Source organism: Bacillus sp. SYZHCR11, assembly GCF_057196865.1.
The window spans coordinates 227,894-243,353 of record NZ_JBXUND010000005.1 but is presented as its reverse complement, the minus strand read 5'-3'; the positions used below and the strand labels follow the sequence as shown (position 1 = coordinate 243,353).

Genomic DNA, 15,460 nt, shown 5'->3' with positions numbered 1-15,460 from the left:
GCGGCTCCTTTCTCATGATTCTATTCTATCAGTTTACCATTTTCCTCTTCAGAAGTGACCGGAGTCTGCCGCGGTTCCAGCTGGACGATGCCTTGCCCGCCGTCAACGGCCACCCTATCCCCCGTTTTCAGTTTTGACGTTGCATTTCCGCACCCGACAACGGCAGGAATTCCCAGTTCCCGGGCGACGATCGCCGCGTGGGACAAAGGGGCGCCGACGTCCGTTATGATGGCAGCCGCTCTTGGAAAAAGCGGGGTCCAGCCTACATTGGTTGTCGACGTCACTAAAATTTCCCCCGCCGCAAAAGAATCACCGTCTTCCGGAGCATCAAGGACACGGACAATGCCCTCCACTCTCCCGGCCGCTCCCGCGAAACCTTTTAAAGTATGCGCATCATCCGTTTCCGCAGGCATAAAAGCATCGTAATAATCCGCTCTTCTGTCAGGATCCTCAGCCCATTTAAACGGATTGAATCTTCCGTTAATAACGGATGGAAACGGCGGCAGTTTTTTATAGGTTTCATAGTTTTGCTTTCTCGCTTGAATCGACGCAACCGCCGGCTCTTTCCCCGCGAGCAGATCGGTTATTTCATGCAGATACAGGAAGAAAATATCGTCCTTCATGCCGGTCATTTCCGCCGCTCTGAGCGCGAATGCTCTGGCTGTCCGGTACACTCTGACAAATTCGGATCTGGTTGTTTCTCTAATATTCGCGTATTCTGACGCTTTTTCCATTTTGGCTTTGAGCCATTTGACCTTATGAGGAAACTTTTTTTCAAATCTTCGGAAGGCCTGTTCATGCGCCCGCTGCTGTTTCAAAAGCAGTTGTTCGGCATCAATACCCGACTCCTTGTGTTCTTTGATCTGCTTCGTCAGCCAATCCCGGTTTTCTCCCGGATGCGGTATGGAAAGTTCGTATTCATGCGGGCCACGGTGGCCTTGGTTCCTGAGATATTCTTCCTCGCTCATACGGCCTTTCATGACTTGATCAATGCCGATAATCGGCTCCAGGCTGGCCAGTCCGCCTTTTCCCCTCAGATTGGAAAGCAGGAGATTCGCATCTTCTATGCCTGCGAGTTTTGTTAATTGAGAGGTTAACGACGAAGAGGATTGCGCAGAATCACGCCCGCCGGATATTAACGCAAACCACGCGTTGCATAAATACGGATAGATCTCATCGTTCCATATCGCTAATAATGCCTGCTCCGTTTCGGCGCGTTTCAGCTTTTCCTCAATATTCCGGCACCACTCCGGTGATTCGTCCAAGTAGGAGGACATGTTTTTTTTCGCTTGCTTCATTTTCGACAGATACGGTTTCAGTTTTTTCGGGATGATCTTCAAAAGTTCATACTTTGAGAACGGATATAAAGGTATCTTCATTTCCGCCGGGATTTCTCCCAATGTATCGCTCATCATTTTTCCAATTTTTCCGCCTTTCGGATTCAGACCGAAAGCGGCGAGAACGGAAAGAGGCTGGCTCATATTGTTATAGGCTCTGCCGCAAATATTGCCGGACCAGACATAATAGCCCGGAATGATGCCCGACTCTTCATCCAGATTCCGGAGGAGCGACCATGTCAGCGGCGTCATCACATCGGGAATCGCTTCTCCTATATTTGTGTTTGTCCATAAAAAATCACCGCTGAAAGAATCGTTCCATTCATAGGTTTCCAGATTTCCGGCTTGTAAGGTCGTAATCGGGCGGGATTGAAGAATATACAATGTCCCGCCCGCGGCGGCCCATTCAATATCCTGCGGCCCTCCAAGATCTTTTTCCAGCTTTTTCGCCAGTTTATAGAGCTTTGACGCATATTTGCGAAATTCCCCGGGGCCGTCATATTTTTTCTTGGGCCGTGCCAGTTTAAAAGAATAGGCATCGGCTTCCCCGGAAACGAGCTGCTCCCCGAGACCGTAGACGTAATTGCCTGTCATCTCCCGCCTGCTCCCCGTAATCGGATCTGCGGTAAACAGCACTCCGGATATCTCAGACGGTATCATCAGCTGGATGACGATTGCGATTTCATGCTCATCTTCCATTCCCTGAACGGCGCTGTACGCTTTTACTCTTTCTGACTGTACCGACCGGCGGACTTCATCAATCGCCCTGGACATGTCTTGATCTGTTCTGACATTCAACACCGTATCGAATTCTCCGGCAAAGGAAGCCTGAGCGGAATCCTCGCTCAGCGCGGATGAGCGTACGGCAAACAACGCAGATGCATGGCGGCTGCGGATGGAATTCACATATTGATCAACAGCCTCTCTCGCCTGATGGCGGAGCTGTCCGTCCTGAAAGGCTGACGGCAAAATCACAAACCCTTCAGGCACAGGATACCCGCTTTGATACATTTTAGAGAGAATGCTTCCTTTTCCTCCCGCAAAGGAATAAAGTTCGGCCGGAAGTTCTCCGAATGTTTTGACACAGTCATTCATAATGTCCCCGCTCCTTTTTAGTCGTTCATCCAAGCTCACAGTTTTTCTCTTTTTCACTTTTTTTGAAAGTATTTCCTATAAGTATACAATATATCGGTCTTCACAAGGGAGAAAATCGGTGGCGTTATTTTGTCATAAATGCATCCGTCAAAACAGCCGCAGGCGGGGGCTTTGTATGCAGGATGTACAACTATCCGTCCTCGTGCCGGATAAAGCGGACCCGTATCAAAAAGGCGGCCGAAGCGCCGCCTTTTTTTCAGACTGTGCGGCCTTGATGCGCCGCCGTATTTCTTTTGGTCTGCTTCGGCTGATACACTTTCCCGACAAACAGGTATCCGTATCTGAAATGGTTGCACCCCCACGATACGAAAATGGGACCGAGCGTGCAGATCAAAAATAAAAGAAGGATGGCAGCCGCTAAAGGCATTGACCGCAAATAGCCTTCCAGAAGATATCCGCTGATTAAAAAGTAGGAGTGCAGCAGATAGATTGAAAACGAATAGTTGCTGATCATCATCACAATCGCGGGCACTTTTTTGAGCTTTGAAAACAGATGAAAACACAGAAAGATCATACTGACCGCGTAAATCATAATATCCGGACGCTTAGAGGAAATGGAGCCGCCGCTGATATATGAAACGGCCACAATCAATATTGCCGATACGGCCGCACTGAAGTAAACCGCATAACGGTACTGATTGATGAGCGATAAAAAACGCGGATATTCCTTTCCGCAATAAAATGCCAGACAGAAATAAAATACCCAGCCCGGAAACGGAACCCAAAAGAACGGAAAAATAGAATCAAGCCCCGATGATGCCGGCGGATGAAAGATGGAAAAGTAAGCCAGATAGACGGCGTTGATGATAAACGAAACAGACAGCACCCCCACGGGGGATGTGTTGTTCAGCCAGCGGTGCAGCAGCATATGGAGAATGTAAAATTGAAAGATCACAAGAATGAAGTAGCCGATGAAGTTTCCTAAAAACACATTTTCTAAAAATTTACCGATCACTGAAACGAATCCGGCTCCTTCTTCCGCCACGCTTTTCATTAAAATGGCATCCACCGCGGCAATAAACAGAAACGGCACGAAAATGACTTTGCCCCTTTTCTTTAAAAAACCCGCTGGAACGCCTTTCGGGTATGACCTGGCAAGCAGAAATTCCGAAATAAAGATAAACGCCGGCGTGCTGAACATCAACAGGGTCCGAAATGCATCAACCGTATGGGCGGCACTGGCTAAGGACTCTTCCTGAATCATCAGCACCATTGAAACTGCGTGAAGCAGAACGACACTTAAACAGGACAGGCAGCGAATCACGAAAATTTCTTTTATCTGCATGCGGCCGCTCCTTTTTCACAAGCGCGCCGGACTTTGGCGTATGCTTGGCGCAGCCATTTTTCCCGCAGTTCGGGGGTGCTCGTTCTGACGACAGAAAAAAGGTTCCGCTCGGCTTTTTGAATGCCGCAAAATTGCAGAATGCTTTTTTTCAGCGTAATCCAGTCCGAGTTTTTCCGGAACCACTTTAAGTACCAGCCCGGGGAGTCCGCCGTATAAAAGACCTGTGCCGTCTCTGCCCGTAGCAGTCCTTTTACGCGGCCGTTTTCATATGTGTAGGCTTCTCCGGCGACAAGCACTCTGTCAAAAAAGCCTTTCATAATCGCCGGAACGCCTCCCCACCACAGCGGGTAGATGAAAATGAGATGATCCGCTTCTTTCATCAGTTTCCGGTATTTCTTCGTTTCAGCGTCCCGGTTCATGTCAGAGCGCTTTTTTTCGCCGCCGTACTTCAGCACGGGATCAAATTGATCGGCGTATAAGTCAATGACCGTATAGCTTTGGCCGCTGTCCTTTAAAGCCATGGCGACGTATTTTACGAGAGCCGCATTGAAACTGTTCTCATCCGGGTTTGCATACACAATCACCGTCTTCATATGTCCCTCCCAGTATTTATTAATTTTTACAATGATTATATCATGATGTCATACGAATGAGGCATAGACACGATAAAGGCTTTTTCCAGTTCTGCTGCCGTTTCGATAACCCCTTGCTGCATATTTTTGCTGATTTTGGCGCCGCGGATTCAATGACAAGCATCCGGCGCTTCTGCGTTTTTGAGCGGCCGTATGGTATACTAGCTGTCAAATGAATGGGCTTGGAGGACAACATGAGAATTTTAAAGTACGCGATTTTAGGGCTTTTGCGAAAAGGCGAATTGAGCGGATATGATATATCGAGCTATTTTAAGGAAGAGCTCGGCCAGTTTTGGAGCGCAAAGCACAGCCAGATTTATCCGGAATTAAAAAAACTGACGGCTGAGGGATTTATTACGTTTCGCACTGCGATTCAAGGAACGAAGCTTGAGAAAAAAATGTACACGCTGACTGACAAGGGAGAGCTGGAGCTTGCTGCCTGGCTGACGAAAAAAGACCCGATTCCGGAAACGGTGAAGGATGAATTTATGCTGAAGGCTTATTTCATCTCAGCTTTGACGCAGGAAGAAGCGGATGAGCTATTCACCGATCAGCTCGTAAAGCGGCAGGAGAAATTGTCCGATCTGGAAAACAGTTATCAAGAACTGATGACATCGTCCGCGGAGGCGGATTCATTTTCTTCTCCTGATTTCGGCCATTATCTCGTGCTGACAAAAGCGCTTGAGCGGGAACGGAATTATATTTCCTGGCTTGAAGATATTTTGGCTCTCATCAAAAAAGCATAAACAAAACGGGGCGGCTCTGTATCTGCAGGCCGCCTGTTTACGTTCTGAGAATCACATTGATAAACGAATCAGCCATTAAAATAAGAAAAAGCAGACTGAAATAAACAATCGAATAAAAAAACATCCCCTTCGACCATTGCGTGTCATCCGCCGCCTGAAAGCCTTTGACGCTCCGGTACAGCCAGATGGCCCCGAGCAGGAGAGCGGACGCGGTATAAAACGGGCTGACGTCTATATAAAGAGGAACGAGCAGCGAAACCGCAGTCAAAACGGCGATATAGCGCAGCATTTTTATTTTTGTGACGCGATTGCCTTTTATGATCGGCAAAAGCGGAATGCCGGCGGCACGATACTCTTCCTTTCGCCTGATTCCGATCGCCCAGAAATGCGGCGGCTGCCACAAAAACATAATCGCGTATAACAAAATCGCGGGCATATCAATGTACCCGGCCAGCGCGCAATAACCGATTAAAGGCGGAGCCGCCCCCGGAAAGCTGCCGACAAATGTGCTCCAGACGGATTGTCTTTTAAACCAAAGCGTATAAACGACGGCATACAGCAAAAATGCAAGCAGGCCAAGAACGGCGGTCAGTACATTAAGCGAAGCAAGCATGATGAATCCGCATGCGCCGAGACATGTGCCGTACAGGATCATGACCGTCGGCGGTATTTTTCCCGTGACGCTGGCGCGGGTGCGGGTTCGCGCCATCTTTGCGTCCATGCCGCGGTCAAAGAAGTTATTAAAAACAGTGCTTGACGCCATGACTAACGCCGTTCCGATCATGGCAGCCCCCATGGCGGCAAATATACCGGGCCCTCCGCCCGTCCTTTCCGACTGAAGCCACGCGATCCAAAATCCGCCCAATGCGGCGAGTGAATTTGAGATGATAATCCCCGGTTTGGCAAGAATGATAAAGTCCTTGACCGTCATCCGGTTTCCGTTATGCTTCATAGACTGTTCCGTCTGTGCTGCATTTGAATTCATTTGTGGAGGTTCTCCTTTTTCGGCTTATCATATCAGGAAGAATCAGGAAGCACAATTTATTTTGGGCATTTTTCACACAATTGTAAATTGTATATGAAAATGTGACCGGATGCGGCTCTTCCCTTTTTCTATTCAAAGTCTGCCCATACAGCTCCCTGATCCGCCGAACGGACACCTTTTTCAATCCAGCGGATGCCCTGAGTTCGGGCCGGCGATGGCGGGCTCCACGCGTCATGTTTGCGCCTCACTGAGATGTTCGCTCTCTTCAGTCACACAAAAGCCGGGTGTATATTGCAAATCGACGTTCTTCTTTCCCGAGCCTTTAGAAAAATAAAAACCCTTGCCGGTTAGACGGCAAGGGTTGTTTCTTACAGTGTAAATGCGATATCCGCCCCTGATACAGGGTCTTTGACGAATACGCCCTCTTCTCTTTCTTCGATCTCAAAGCCGGCATCGGTCAGCGCTTTTGTCACACGTGACAGCTCTTTTTGATGCGGCAGCGCGATGGTGTAATAATCCAGCCCGCTTGCATTTCCCGGTTTCGGCGGCGCATGTTTTCCGGCCCATATATTCAGACCGATGTGATGGTGATACCCTCCCGCCGAAACAAACAGAGCGGACATGCCCGCGTAATTGCCGACAATGTCAAAACCGAGGATATCGGTGTAAAACGCTTTGGCTTCCTGTAAATCCGTCACATGAAGATGGATGTGGCCGATAACGGTTCCTTCCGGGAGACGGCTTTTCTGTTCAGCTCCGGCTTCTTCCAAAAGCCCGTCCACATCGACGGGCGCCGTTTGCATGACATAATTGCCCTCTGCATCGCGCTGCCACGTGCTGCGGGGACGATCGGCGTATATTTCAATGCCGTTGCCGTCCGGATCAGACAAGTAAAGAGCCTCACTGACCGCGTGATCCCCCTGACCGAGCGCGATGCCGTTTTCAATCAGCCTGGCCAATGCGATGCCGAGTTCTTTCCGGTCAGGCAGAAGTATCGCGAAATGGTAAAGGCCGGTGACAGACCGCTCCGGGAGAACGATGGCGCTCGGATTTTCTTCAAGCACCAGCAGGACGCGTTTTCCGTCTGCTGACAGTTCTGCAGAACGATCTGTCTGCGAGATGACTTGAAGGCCGATGACATTTTGGTAAAAGCCGAGCGAGCGTTCCATATTTTTAATGGTCAATTTGACATAACCGATTGCTGTATCTTGATGAATGCCGGTCATTTGAACGCCTTCTTTCTTATGCTGAAAAAGTTTCTCCCTTTTTTGATTTGAAAAGGAGCTGATCCAATGAAAGCAGACGGCTTCCTGAAAGCGCTAAGTGAATTGACGCAACCAGTAAGATGAAATCAAATTCCGATCCGCCCATAAATGGTGAGGAAAGCTTCGCCGTGAAGATGGCGCCGACTAATGTGACGGCAAACAGAACGCCGATAATGCGCGTCGCCAAACCGAAAAAGATCAGAACCCCGCCGACAAGCTCAATCGTCGCGATGACGTAGACCATAAAGGCCGGAAGCCCGATGCTCTGGAAAAATTGCGTAGTTCCTTCCAACCCTTGAAACTTGGATAAACCGTGAACAAAAAAGATAATACCTGTTACAACCCTTAAAAGCAGTGTTCCTGTTTCGAATGATTTATTCATAAAATCCTCCTTGAAAATTATTATCACTTACTTTATGTAAGCTAGTATATATACATAACTTATTTACGTCAAGTAATTTTGTTACATTTAACGAAAATAACTTAAAAGTACTATTTGTCTTCGCAAAAAAAAGACCTCCGCACTCTGTCGGAGGTCTTTTTCCCTACCTATGATTCCCGGAACTGGCTCTCATATAATTCCCGGTAAAACCCGTTCTGGCTGAGAAGTTCGGCATGGGTTCCTTTTTCAGCCATTTCGCCGTCTTTCAGCACAAGAATCTGATCGGCTTTTTGAATCGTGTTCAGCCTGTGAGCGATGATGACGCTTGTTCTGCCCGCCATTAAACGGCCGAGCGCTTCTTGTATTTTCACTTCCGTCACCGTATCAATGTTGCTCGTCGCTTCATCCAAAATGAGCAGCACCGGGTCCGCCAGCACAGCTCTCGCGATGGAAATAAGCTGTTTTTGTCCTTGGCTGATGCCCGCGCCGTTTTGGGTAAGGACGGTATCGTAGCCTTTCGGGAGCCGTTCGATGAATCCGTGGGCATTGGCGGCTTTTGCGGCTGCCTCCACCTCTTGATCAGATGCATCCAGACGGCCGTAACGGATATTTTCCCTGATGGTGCCCTGAAAGAGAAAGGAATCCTGCAGGACAAACCCCATATTTTTTCTCAGACTGGACCTCGTCAGTTTTTTGATGTCCGTTCCGTCAATGAGGATTTTTCCGTTATTGGGCTCGTAAAAACGGGCGATCAGGCTCGTAACGGTTGTTTTACCCGCTCCGGTCGGTCCGACGAAGGCGATTGACTGTCCTTTCGGAACGCTGAAGGACAGATGTTTTAAGATCAGGCTGTCTTCCTGATAGCCGAAGGAGACATCTCGGAATTCAATCTCTCCCGTTTTGATCGGCTGGTGCGTCGCATGCTCTTCATCTTCCCGCTCCTCTTTTTCATCCAGCACGTCAAACACCCGCTCAGCCCCGGCGATGGCCGATAACATCGTATTGAACTGGTTCGCCAAATCATTTAAAGGGCGCGTGAACTGCCGCGAGTATTCTGCGAATACGACGATGGAACCGATCGAAATCCACCCCTTCAGCGCAAACAGCCCGCCGACCGCCGCTATAATCGTAAAGCTTAAATTGTTTAAAGAGTTCATGACTTTCGGAATGAATCCCGAAATTGTCTGCGCCCAAAACCCTGATGATTGTAACGCCGCGTTTTTTTCTAAAAATTGCTCCATGACGCGGTCTTCCCTCGAATAGGCTTTAATGACCTTCGCTCCTGATATCGACTCTTCAATAAAACCGTTCAGCTCGCCGAGGTTTTTCTGCTGCTGCTTAAACAGGAGTCCCGTCCGGTTGGTGATCCATTTAATGCTCAAAAGCATGATCGGAATAATCAAAAGCGTGATCAATGTTAAAAGCGGGCTCATGTACAGCATGACGGCGATTGTGCCGACGAATGTAATGACGCTCGACAGCACTTGAATGACGGATGTATTTAAAGTGGAGCTGACATTTTCGATATCATTGGTAATCCGGCTCATCAAATCGCCGAGGCGCTGTTTATCAAAAAACGGTATCGGCAGCTCATGCAGATGGGTGAACAGCTCGCTCCGCATTTTAAACACGGTGCTTTGCGAGATATTGATCATCCAATAGTTTTGAAACCATAAGGACAATGATTGCACGAGGTAAATCCCAAACAGTATGAACAGTACACCCGCCAATCCGTCCGTCGTCCGTCCGACGATAAAATGATCAATTGCTTTCCCGATGACGAACGGTCCGAGCAGGCCGAATATGGCGCTTATGACTACCATGATGATCACAAGGGTTAAAAGCCCTTTTTTCTCGGCTACATACGACCAGATTCTGCGCAGCGTGCCTTTTGTATCTTTTGCTTTCGCGCGTTTTCTGCCGCCTTCATTTGATTTGAGCGGTATTTTCGGATATCGGAAAGGTTTACGAATGTCTTTCTCCACTGTCAGCTCCCTCCTTTCCGAATTGTGATTCATAAATCTGCCGGTACAGATGAGACTGTGCCATCAGCTCTTTGTGCGTGCCTTTTGCCAGCAATTCGCCGTCTTCAAGCAATAAGATGGTGTCAGCCTTCATCGCGGTTGTTATTTTCTGCGTAATAATCAGTGTCGTGCATGCATAGGATCTGATCGCTTGTAAAAGCTTCGCTTCCGTTTGAAGATCGAGGGCGCTCGTACTGTCATCTAACAGCAGGAGGGACGGCTTTCTGATAAAAGCGCGCGCGATGGAAATCCGCTGCTTCTGCCCGCCTGATAAATTGACGCCCCGCTGTCCCAGCACCGTGTCGTACCCGTTTGACAGCTTCATAATCGTGTCATGGATTTGCGCGTCTTTGGCCGCTTCCATTACTTCATCTAGTGAAGCATCCTCCCGTCCCCAGGCGATATTTTCACGGATTGTGCCCGAAAACAGAAGCACTTCCTGCGGCACATAGCCGATTTCCCTGCGCAGCCCGCAAGCGGAGAATTCACCGATCGGTTTGCCGTCTATGAAAATACTGCCTGAATCAGCCGTGTACAGGCGCGGAATCAGCTGAAAAAGCGTTGATTTCCCTGAACCTGTCGCGCCCATAATGGCAACCGTTTCTTTCGGGCTGGCTGAAAAGGACACGTGATGCAGCGCGTCTTTTTCCATGTCCGGATAGCGGAAGGACACTTCGCGAAACTCAATCCGGCCTGCTAGCGCCCGCGCCGGGTCGTGCCCCGTTCCCTCGCCGCCTTCTGTTTCCAGCACCTCGACGATTCTTTCCCCGGAAGCCTTCGCCCGGGAAAATACCATAATGAGAAATGGCAGGACGGACAGCGCGCCTGTAATCCGCGTCGCATAGTTAATGACGGAAACGACATCGCCGACCTGCGCTCCGCCCTGAGCAATGCTTTTGGCGCCGAACCATAAGATAAACAAAATGCAGCTGTTCATCAGCAGCATTAAAATCGGCATCGCCGCTTCCACGAGACGAAAAGCGGAAACCGTTTTTTCCATCAGCTTCGTATTCGATTTCAAAAAACGTTTCACTTCGTGGTTTGCACGGAGGAGCGCTTTAATCAGTTTGATCGCCGTCAGGTTTTCCTGCATGATCGTGTTGACCTGATCAAGCCGCTTTTGCACGGACCGAAACAGCGCGCCGCCTCTTTTCAGCACCCACAGCAAAAACAAAAGCAAAACCGGCACCGTGATCAGCAGAAAAAACCCGAGTTTCGCATTGACGGTCAGCGAGAGAATAATGCCCCCCGCAATCATTAACGGCGCCCTGAGCATAAACCGGAGACTCATGAAAAGCATATTCTGGACCTGCGTCACATCGTTTGTCAGCCTGGTGATAAACGACGTAGATGAGAATTGCGCAAACGTCGAATAAGAGAAGGATTGAATTTTTTGAAAAAGCCCTTTTCGCGTATCATACGCATAGCTCTGGCTGATGTGGGCGGAGTAGAATGAATTTAAAATTCCCGATGCGAATGAAACAGCGGTCAGTCCGATCATCACCCCGCCCCACAGCCAAACCGTACCGAGATCCTGCTTTAAAATTCCTTCGTCAATGATTTTCCCGATCAGCAGGGGCTGTATCAGCTCTACCGCAAGCTCGATGAGCATGAAAAACAGAGCGATTCCCGCCAAAAGGGAATACGGTTTTACATATGATAAAGCCTTTGACATGTGTAAGCCTCCAAATCCTTTGTTCAATATTATTATTTTATGCCTTTCCGGCAAATGAATAAAGAAATTTGGTGTGCCGTTTTTTCAATAATCTGCGAAAAAGATAAAACCTTCCCGGGGAGGGGAAGGTTTTGACCTTATTGATCCAATTGCTGTTCAATGCGCTCCCGCATTTGCGGAACGCCTAATCCGACAATGACCTGAAGCGCCCTGCCTTTTCTGACGACGCCGTGGGCTCCCAGCTCTCTGAAATCGGCGTCACTTTTGACCTTTGATTCATCAGCGACAGTGACGCGGAGACGGGTGGCGCAATTGGTGACCTCCGTAATATTGTCCTTTCCGCCCAGCGCTTCAATATACAAAGCGGCTGTATCCCGCTGTGTTTCGTCTGCCGCAGCCGTTTCTTTTGAAGCCTGCTTCCGTTCTCTGTACTCCTTTTTCGAATAGAGCTTTGTTTCCTGCCCTTCCTCTTTTTCTCTGCCCGGTGTGGCGATGTTGAATTTGAGAATGAGGAAACGGAAGACGAAAAAGTAAACAGCGGTAAAACACAGCCCGATGATGATCTGGTATACATACGTCAAACCGTGGCTTGACGCCAGCGGGATCCAGTTCAAGGTCGCAGCTTCGATCAAACCGCCTCCCATATTTCCGACGACGCCTGCCATATACATGACGGTTGCCATGGAAGCGGCAAGCAAAGCATGAACCGCAAATAAAAACGGCGAGATAAAAAGGAATGTAAATTCAATCGGCTCTGTAATCCCCGCTACAATGGACGTCAAGGTGACCGGGATCAAAAGGCCGGCGACGATTTTTTTCTTTTCCTTTGAAGCCGTGGCGTAAAAAGCGAGCGCGATTCCCGGAATGCCGAAGATTTTCGAGTTGCCGTGAAGCGCGAAGCCCCCCTGCGGGAACAATTCTTTCAGCGGTTTGACGCTTTGAGAGTATTCCCCGAGATGCTGGGCCCAATAGGTGACGATACCGCCTTCAGCCACAGCCGGACCGTAAATAAACGGCGAGTAAATAAAATGATGCAGGCCGGTCGGAATTAAAATCCGCTCCAGGAATGTGTAAATCCACACGCCGATCGCCCCGGAAGAAACGAGAAAACTTTGCAGCGATCCGATTCCGGACTGAACCATCGGCCATACGTATGCCACCGCAAGTGAAATCGGTATCATAATGAAGAAAGAAATGATAACGATGTAGGAAGATCCTTGAAAAATCCCCAGAAAATCCGGCAGTTTTTTATCAAAATAACGATTGTGCAAATACACGACAATAGATGAAATAAAGATGGCGCCGATAATATTCGTATCAAGCGTTTTGATGCCGGCGATCATCGTCAGCCCGCTCGTTCCGCCGGCTTCCTGAGTCATATCGACATGAAAAGCCCCGCCCCAAACCGTCAGAATCGCATTGATAAAGTAATTGAATGTCAGATAAACTGTAAGCGCTTCCAAACAAGCCCGCGCCTGCGCTTTTTTCGCTAAGGCGACAGGGATGCCGATCGCAAACAGGAGCGGCATTTGATTAAAGACGGTCCAGCCGCCCTGTTCAATGACGTACCAGCATTGATACCAAAGCCCGTCAGGATCAGCCAGCGGCCCCATCAGCGTTTTATTTTTAAACAGCGTGCTCAGACCGACAATAATACCGGAAAATGCAAATAATAAAACAGGCACAAACATAGCGCTGCCGAAGCGCTGGACTTTTTGCATCATTTCACGTGACCTCCCGCTATTTATCAAAATTTTCGAGCTCTTTATAATCAACATATGCACGGAATAACGCTTCGCCCACCAGAAAAAACGGGGCAAATGCGACGATTTCCGTTTTATCGCTTAACGTCACCGGCTTGCTGGTCGCATAAAGATTATACGGCGTCGTTTGCGCCAGTACGTTGTTTTTCAGATTGGTGATTGAAATAAACGGAACTCCCTTTGCGGACAGGGTCCTTACCTGCGGAATTAATTCGGGTGTTTCGCCTGATAAAGAAATAATGATGAATACGTCATCAACCTTAAAATCATCACACATGATATTAAACTCTGTGATGTCCTGAATTAAAATCAGATACTTCCGCCGGGATACAAACATCCGCTGCAGCTCACGGGCGCACACCCTCTGAGCCGTCCCCGATCCGTAAACGAAAATCCGTTTTGCTTCATCTATCAGCCGGCACATCTCCGTCATATCTTTTGACTTCACGTATTTTACATTGGCTTCAATATCATCCAGCAGCTTTTCAAACGTCATATTCTCGCCCTCTTCAGGCTGATCCTCCCATTTCAGAAAAACACGCAATTCACTATAGCCGCTGAAGCCCAGTTTTTGGGCGAGCCGCAGGATGGAAGACCGAGAGACATTACAGGCTTTCGCCATGTCATTGATACCGAGATGGTAGCACGTATGTTTATGATTCAATATATATTTTAAAATATAAAAATCGTTGTCATTTAATTTCGCGTAATGCTGATTAACCAGTTCTTCAAGACTCATCCCAAAAATCCCCCCGTTTTCTTTCTATTATATAGAATAACAGATAAAGATAACGGGGAAGATTGTCATCAGGAAATAGGAGACGGGCTTACATCAAGCTCAGGCCAGTAGTCCTTATTAGCCTCCATCAGATCTTCAAGAATCAGTCTTGCCACACGGGCATTCGGCACTGTTTTTGACAGGATCAGCGCCTGCCACAGCTTTTGAAATGACCGCTCTTCCCACGCTTCAGCCGTCAGTTTTTCGACAGACACCTGCTGTTCCATCAGGCCTTTTTGAAATTGCGGTATGTTCCCGACTGAGAGCGGTTCCGGTCCGTTTGAACCTACGAGACAAGGAATCTCAACCATGGCTGACGGATCAAAGTTTGCGATCGCACCGTTATTTTCAACGATTAACAGCATTCTCTCCCCGGTGTTATAAGCGATGGCCCGGGCAAGATCGACGATATAGGAAGCATGATCATCAATTTTAATTTCACTGTTCTCCGATGATTGTTCGCGCGTAATCATATCGCATTGGCTGAAAATGAAAGCTTCGCGCCCTTCCATGACTTCGTTGGCTCTCGTATGGTTCGGATTTGATTTTTTCACCATATCATCCGGGAATAAGTAATATTGCAGATATGTGTTCGGAAGCGTATCCGGATCAGCCGCCTGTACGTCGCGCGCTTTTTTGAAGGTGTCATTCCAGCTTGCTTCAGTCTGTTCGGCCTCCGTCTTCGGAACGTAGCCGTATTCACGGACATGCTCTTTCAGCTTCGGCATTAAATCATTGCCCTCTCGATCCGTGATGGACGTCCACCAGCCAAAGTGGTTCAAGCCGTAGTAACGGACGTTCATTTCTTTTCGTGAAGATAATCCGAGGATGTTCGCCATGCGATCCTCAATTCCGACCGGCATGTCGCAGATGTTCAATATTTTTGAATTCGGTCTGAGGCGCCGTGTAGCTTCGGCCACAATCGCCGCCGGATTGGAGTAATTCAGCATCCATGCGTCAGGCGAGTACGTTTCCATATAATCAAGAATCTCAAGAACACCGCCGATAGAGCGCATGCCGTATGCGATTCCGCCCGGCCCGCATGTTTCCTGGCCGACCACGCCGTACTTCAGCGGGATTTGTTCATCGAGCGCGCGCATCGCGTATTTTCCGACGCGGATATGCGCCATGACGAAGTCAACATCCGTAAAAGCCGTCTCTGGGTCATCAGTCGCCAAAAATTCAATGTCCGGCGCTTTTTCTTTTATGAATACCTCACACGCACCCGCAATCCGCTCCTGCCTTTCTTTATCATTGTCATAAAGTTTCAGCTTTCTGATCGGAAACTCTTCCAGGTGATTCAAAAGCATTAATACAATTCCGGGGGTAAATGTGCTGCCGCCGCCTGCAATAACGATTGAGAATGATTTGTCTGTCATGTGAAGCCCTCCTCTGATAACGTTTACATTTTATTTATATCATGAGAGGGTCCG

The 15,460-nt window shown here is 48.6% G+C and carries 12 protein-coding genes; 1 reads left to right on the top strand and 11 read right to left on the bottom strand.

Going from position 1 to position 15,460, the window contains the following annotated elements; genetic code table 11:
* Positions 1-20: 20 nt before the first annotated feature.
* From AC2CGA_RS17850 to AC2CGA_RS17840, 3 genes are all read right to left on the bottom strand, one after another.
* Positions 21-2,432, bottom strand: coding sequence for a PEP/pyruvate-binding domain-containing protein (locus AC2CGA_RS17850; protein WP_014304651.1), 2,412 nt, complete (start codon positions 2,430-2,432; stop codon positions 21-23).
* A 256-nt stretch (positions 2,433-2,688) separates the two neighbouring features.
* A complete protein-coding gene (locus tag AC2CGA_RS17845) occupies positions 2,689-3,777 on the bottom strand; it encodes an acyltransferase family protein (RefSeq protein ID WP_014304650.1) in 1,089 nt (362 codons plus the stop codon).
* Positions 3,768-4,370, bottom strand: a complete 603-nt coding sequence (locus AC2CGA_RS17840; protein WP_003155520.1) for an NAD(P)H-dependent oxidoreductase — start codon at positions 4,368-4,370, stop codon at positions 3,768-3,770. Before AC2CGA_RS17840 ends, AC2CGA_RS17845 begins: the two co-directional genes overlap by 10 nt.
* A 233-nt stretch (positions 4,371-4,603) precedes the next feature.
* Between AC2CGA_RS17840 and AC2CGA_RS17835 the strand changes: the two genes are divergently transcribed.
* The gene (locus tag AC2CGA_RS17835; RefSeq protein WP_014304649.1) at positions 4,604-5,155 is read left to right on the top strand and encodes a PadR family transcriptional regulator; all 552 of its coding nucleotides are present in this window, start codon (positions 4,604-4,606) and stop codon (positions 5,153-5,155) included.
* 37 nt (positions 5,156-5,192) lie between these two features.
* On the opposite strand, the gene cyoE is transcribed toward AC2CGA_RS17835, so the two are convergent.
* The 8 genes from cyoE to glvA all read right to left on the bottom strand — a co-directional run bounded on the left by cyoE (position 5,193) and on the right by glvA (position 15,406).
* Entirely contained in the window at positions 5,193-6,140 is a 948-nt protein-coding gene (cyoE, locus tag AC2CGA_RS17830; RefSeq protein ID WP_418134535.1) for a heme o synthase, read from the bottom strand.
* 368 nt (positions 6,141-6,508) lie between these two features.
* Entirely contained in the window at positions 6,509-7,366 is an 858-nt protein-coding gene (gene catE / locus AC2CGA_RS17825; RefSeq protein ID WP_139885648.1) for a catechol 2,3-dioxygenase, read from the bottom strand.
* A 16-nt stretch (positions 7,367-7,382) separates the two neighbouring features.
* Positions 7,383-7,787 (bottom strand): DoxX family oxidoreductase CatD, encoded by a 405-nt coding sequence (catD, locus tag AC2CGA_RS17820; RefSeq protein WP_003155526.1) that lies wholly within the window; start codon positions 7,785-7,787, stop codon positions 7,383-7,385.
* A 167-nt stretch (positions 7,788-7,954) separates the two neighbouring features.
* The gene (locus tag AC2CGA_RS17815) at positions 7,955-9,772 is read right to left on the bottom strand and encodes an ABC transporter ATP-binding protein (RefSeq protein ID WP_139885647.1); all 1,818 of its coding nucleotides are present in this window, start codon (positions 9,770-9,772) and stop codon (positions 7,955-7,957) included.
* A complete protein-coding gene (locus AC2CGA_RS17810; protein ID WP_139885646.1) occupies positions 9,753-11,486 on the bottom strand; it encodes an ABC transporter ATP-binding protein in 1,734 nt (577 codons plus the stop codon). Before AC2CGA_RS17810 ends, AC2CGA_RS17815 begins: the two co-directional genes overlap by 20 nt.
* 137 nt (positions 11,487-11,623) lie before the next feature.
* Entirely contained in the window at positions 11,624-13,210 is a 1,587-nt protein-coding gene (locus AC2CGA_RS17805) for an alpha-glucoside-specific PTS transporter subunit IIBC (protein WP_015388532.1), read from the bottom strand.
* A gap of 16 nt (positions 13,211-13,226) precedes the next feature.
* Positions 13,227-13,988 carry a MurR/RpiR family transcriptional regulator gene (locus AC2CGA_RS17800; protein ID WP_139885645.1) on the bottom strand — a complete coding sequence of 254 codons (762 nt, stop codon included), beginning with the start codon at positions 13,986-13,988 and terminating at the stop codon, positions 13,227-13,229.
* 68 nt (positions 13,989-14,056) lie between these two features.
* On the bottom strand, positions 14,057-15,406 hold the full coding sequence (gene glvA, locus AC2CGA_RS17795; protein WP_003155532.1) for a maltose-6'-phosphate glucosidase: 1,350 nt from the start codon (positions 15,404-15,406) through the stop codon (positions 14,057-14,059).
* Between the last annotated feature and the right edge of the window lie 54 nt (positions 15,407-15,460).

Excerpts from the sequence above, each read along its gene's own strand:
- AC2CGA_RS17850 (WP_014304651.1), bottom strand. The coding sequence starts at position 2,432 with ATGAATGACTGTGTCAAAACATTCGGAGAACTTCCGGCCGAACTTTAT.
- AC2CGA_RS17845 (WP_014304650.1), bottom strand. The coding sequence starts at position 3,777 with ATGCAGATAAAAGAAATTTTCGTGATTCGCTGCCTGTCCTGTTTAAGT.
- AC2CGA_RS17840 (WP_003155520.1), bottom strand. The coding sequence starts at position 4,370 with ATGAAGACGGTGATTGTGTATGCAAACCCGGATGAGAACAGTTTCAAT.
- AC2CGA_RS17835 (WP_014304649.1), top strand. The coding sequence starts at position 4,604 with ATGAGAATTTTAAAGTACGCGATTTTAGGGCTTTTGCGAAAAGGCGAA.
- cyoE (WP_418134535.1), bottom strand. The coding sequence starts at position 6,140 with ATGAATTCAAATGCAGCACAGACGGAACAGTCTATGAAGCATAACGGA.
- catE (WP_139885648.1), bottom strand. The coding sequence starts at position 7,366 with ATGACCGGCATTCATCAAGATACAGCAATCGGTTATGTCAAATTGACC.
- catD (WP_003155526.1), bottom strand. The coding sequence starts at position 7,787 with ATGAATAAATCATTCGAAACAGGAACACTGCTTTTAAGGGTTGTAACA.
- AC2CGA_RS17810 (WP_139885646.1), bottom strand. The coding sequence starts at position 11,486 with ATGTCAAAGGCTTTATCATATGTAAAACCGTATTCCCTTTTGGCGGGA.
- AC2CGA_RS17805 (WP_015388532.1), bottom strand. The coding sequence starts at position 13,210 with ATGATGCAAAAAGTCCAGCGCTTCGGCAGCGCTATGTTTGTGCCTGTT.
- AC2CGA_RS17800 (WP_139885645.1), bottom strand. The coding sequence starts at position 13,988 with ATGAGTCTTGAAGAACTGGTTAATCAGCATTACGCGAAATTAAATGAC.
- glvA (WP_003155532.1), bottom strand. The coding sequence starts at position 15,406 with ATGACAGACAAATCATTCTCAATCGTTATTGCAGGCGGCGGCAGCACA.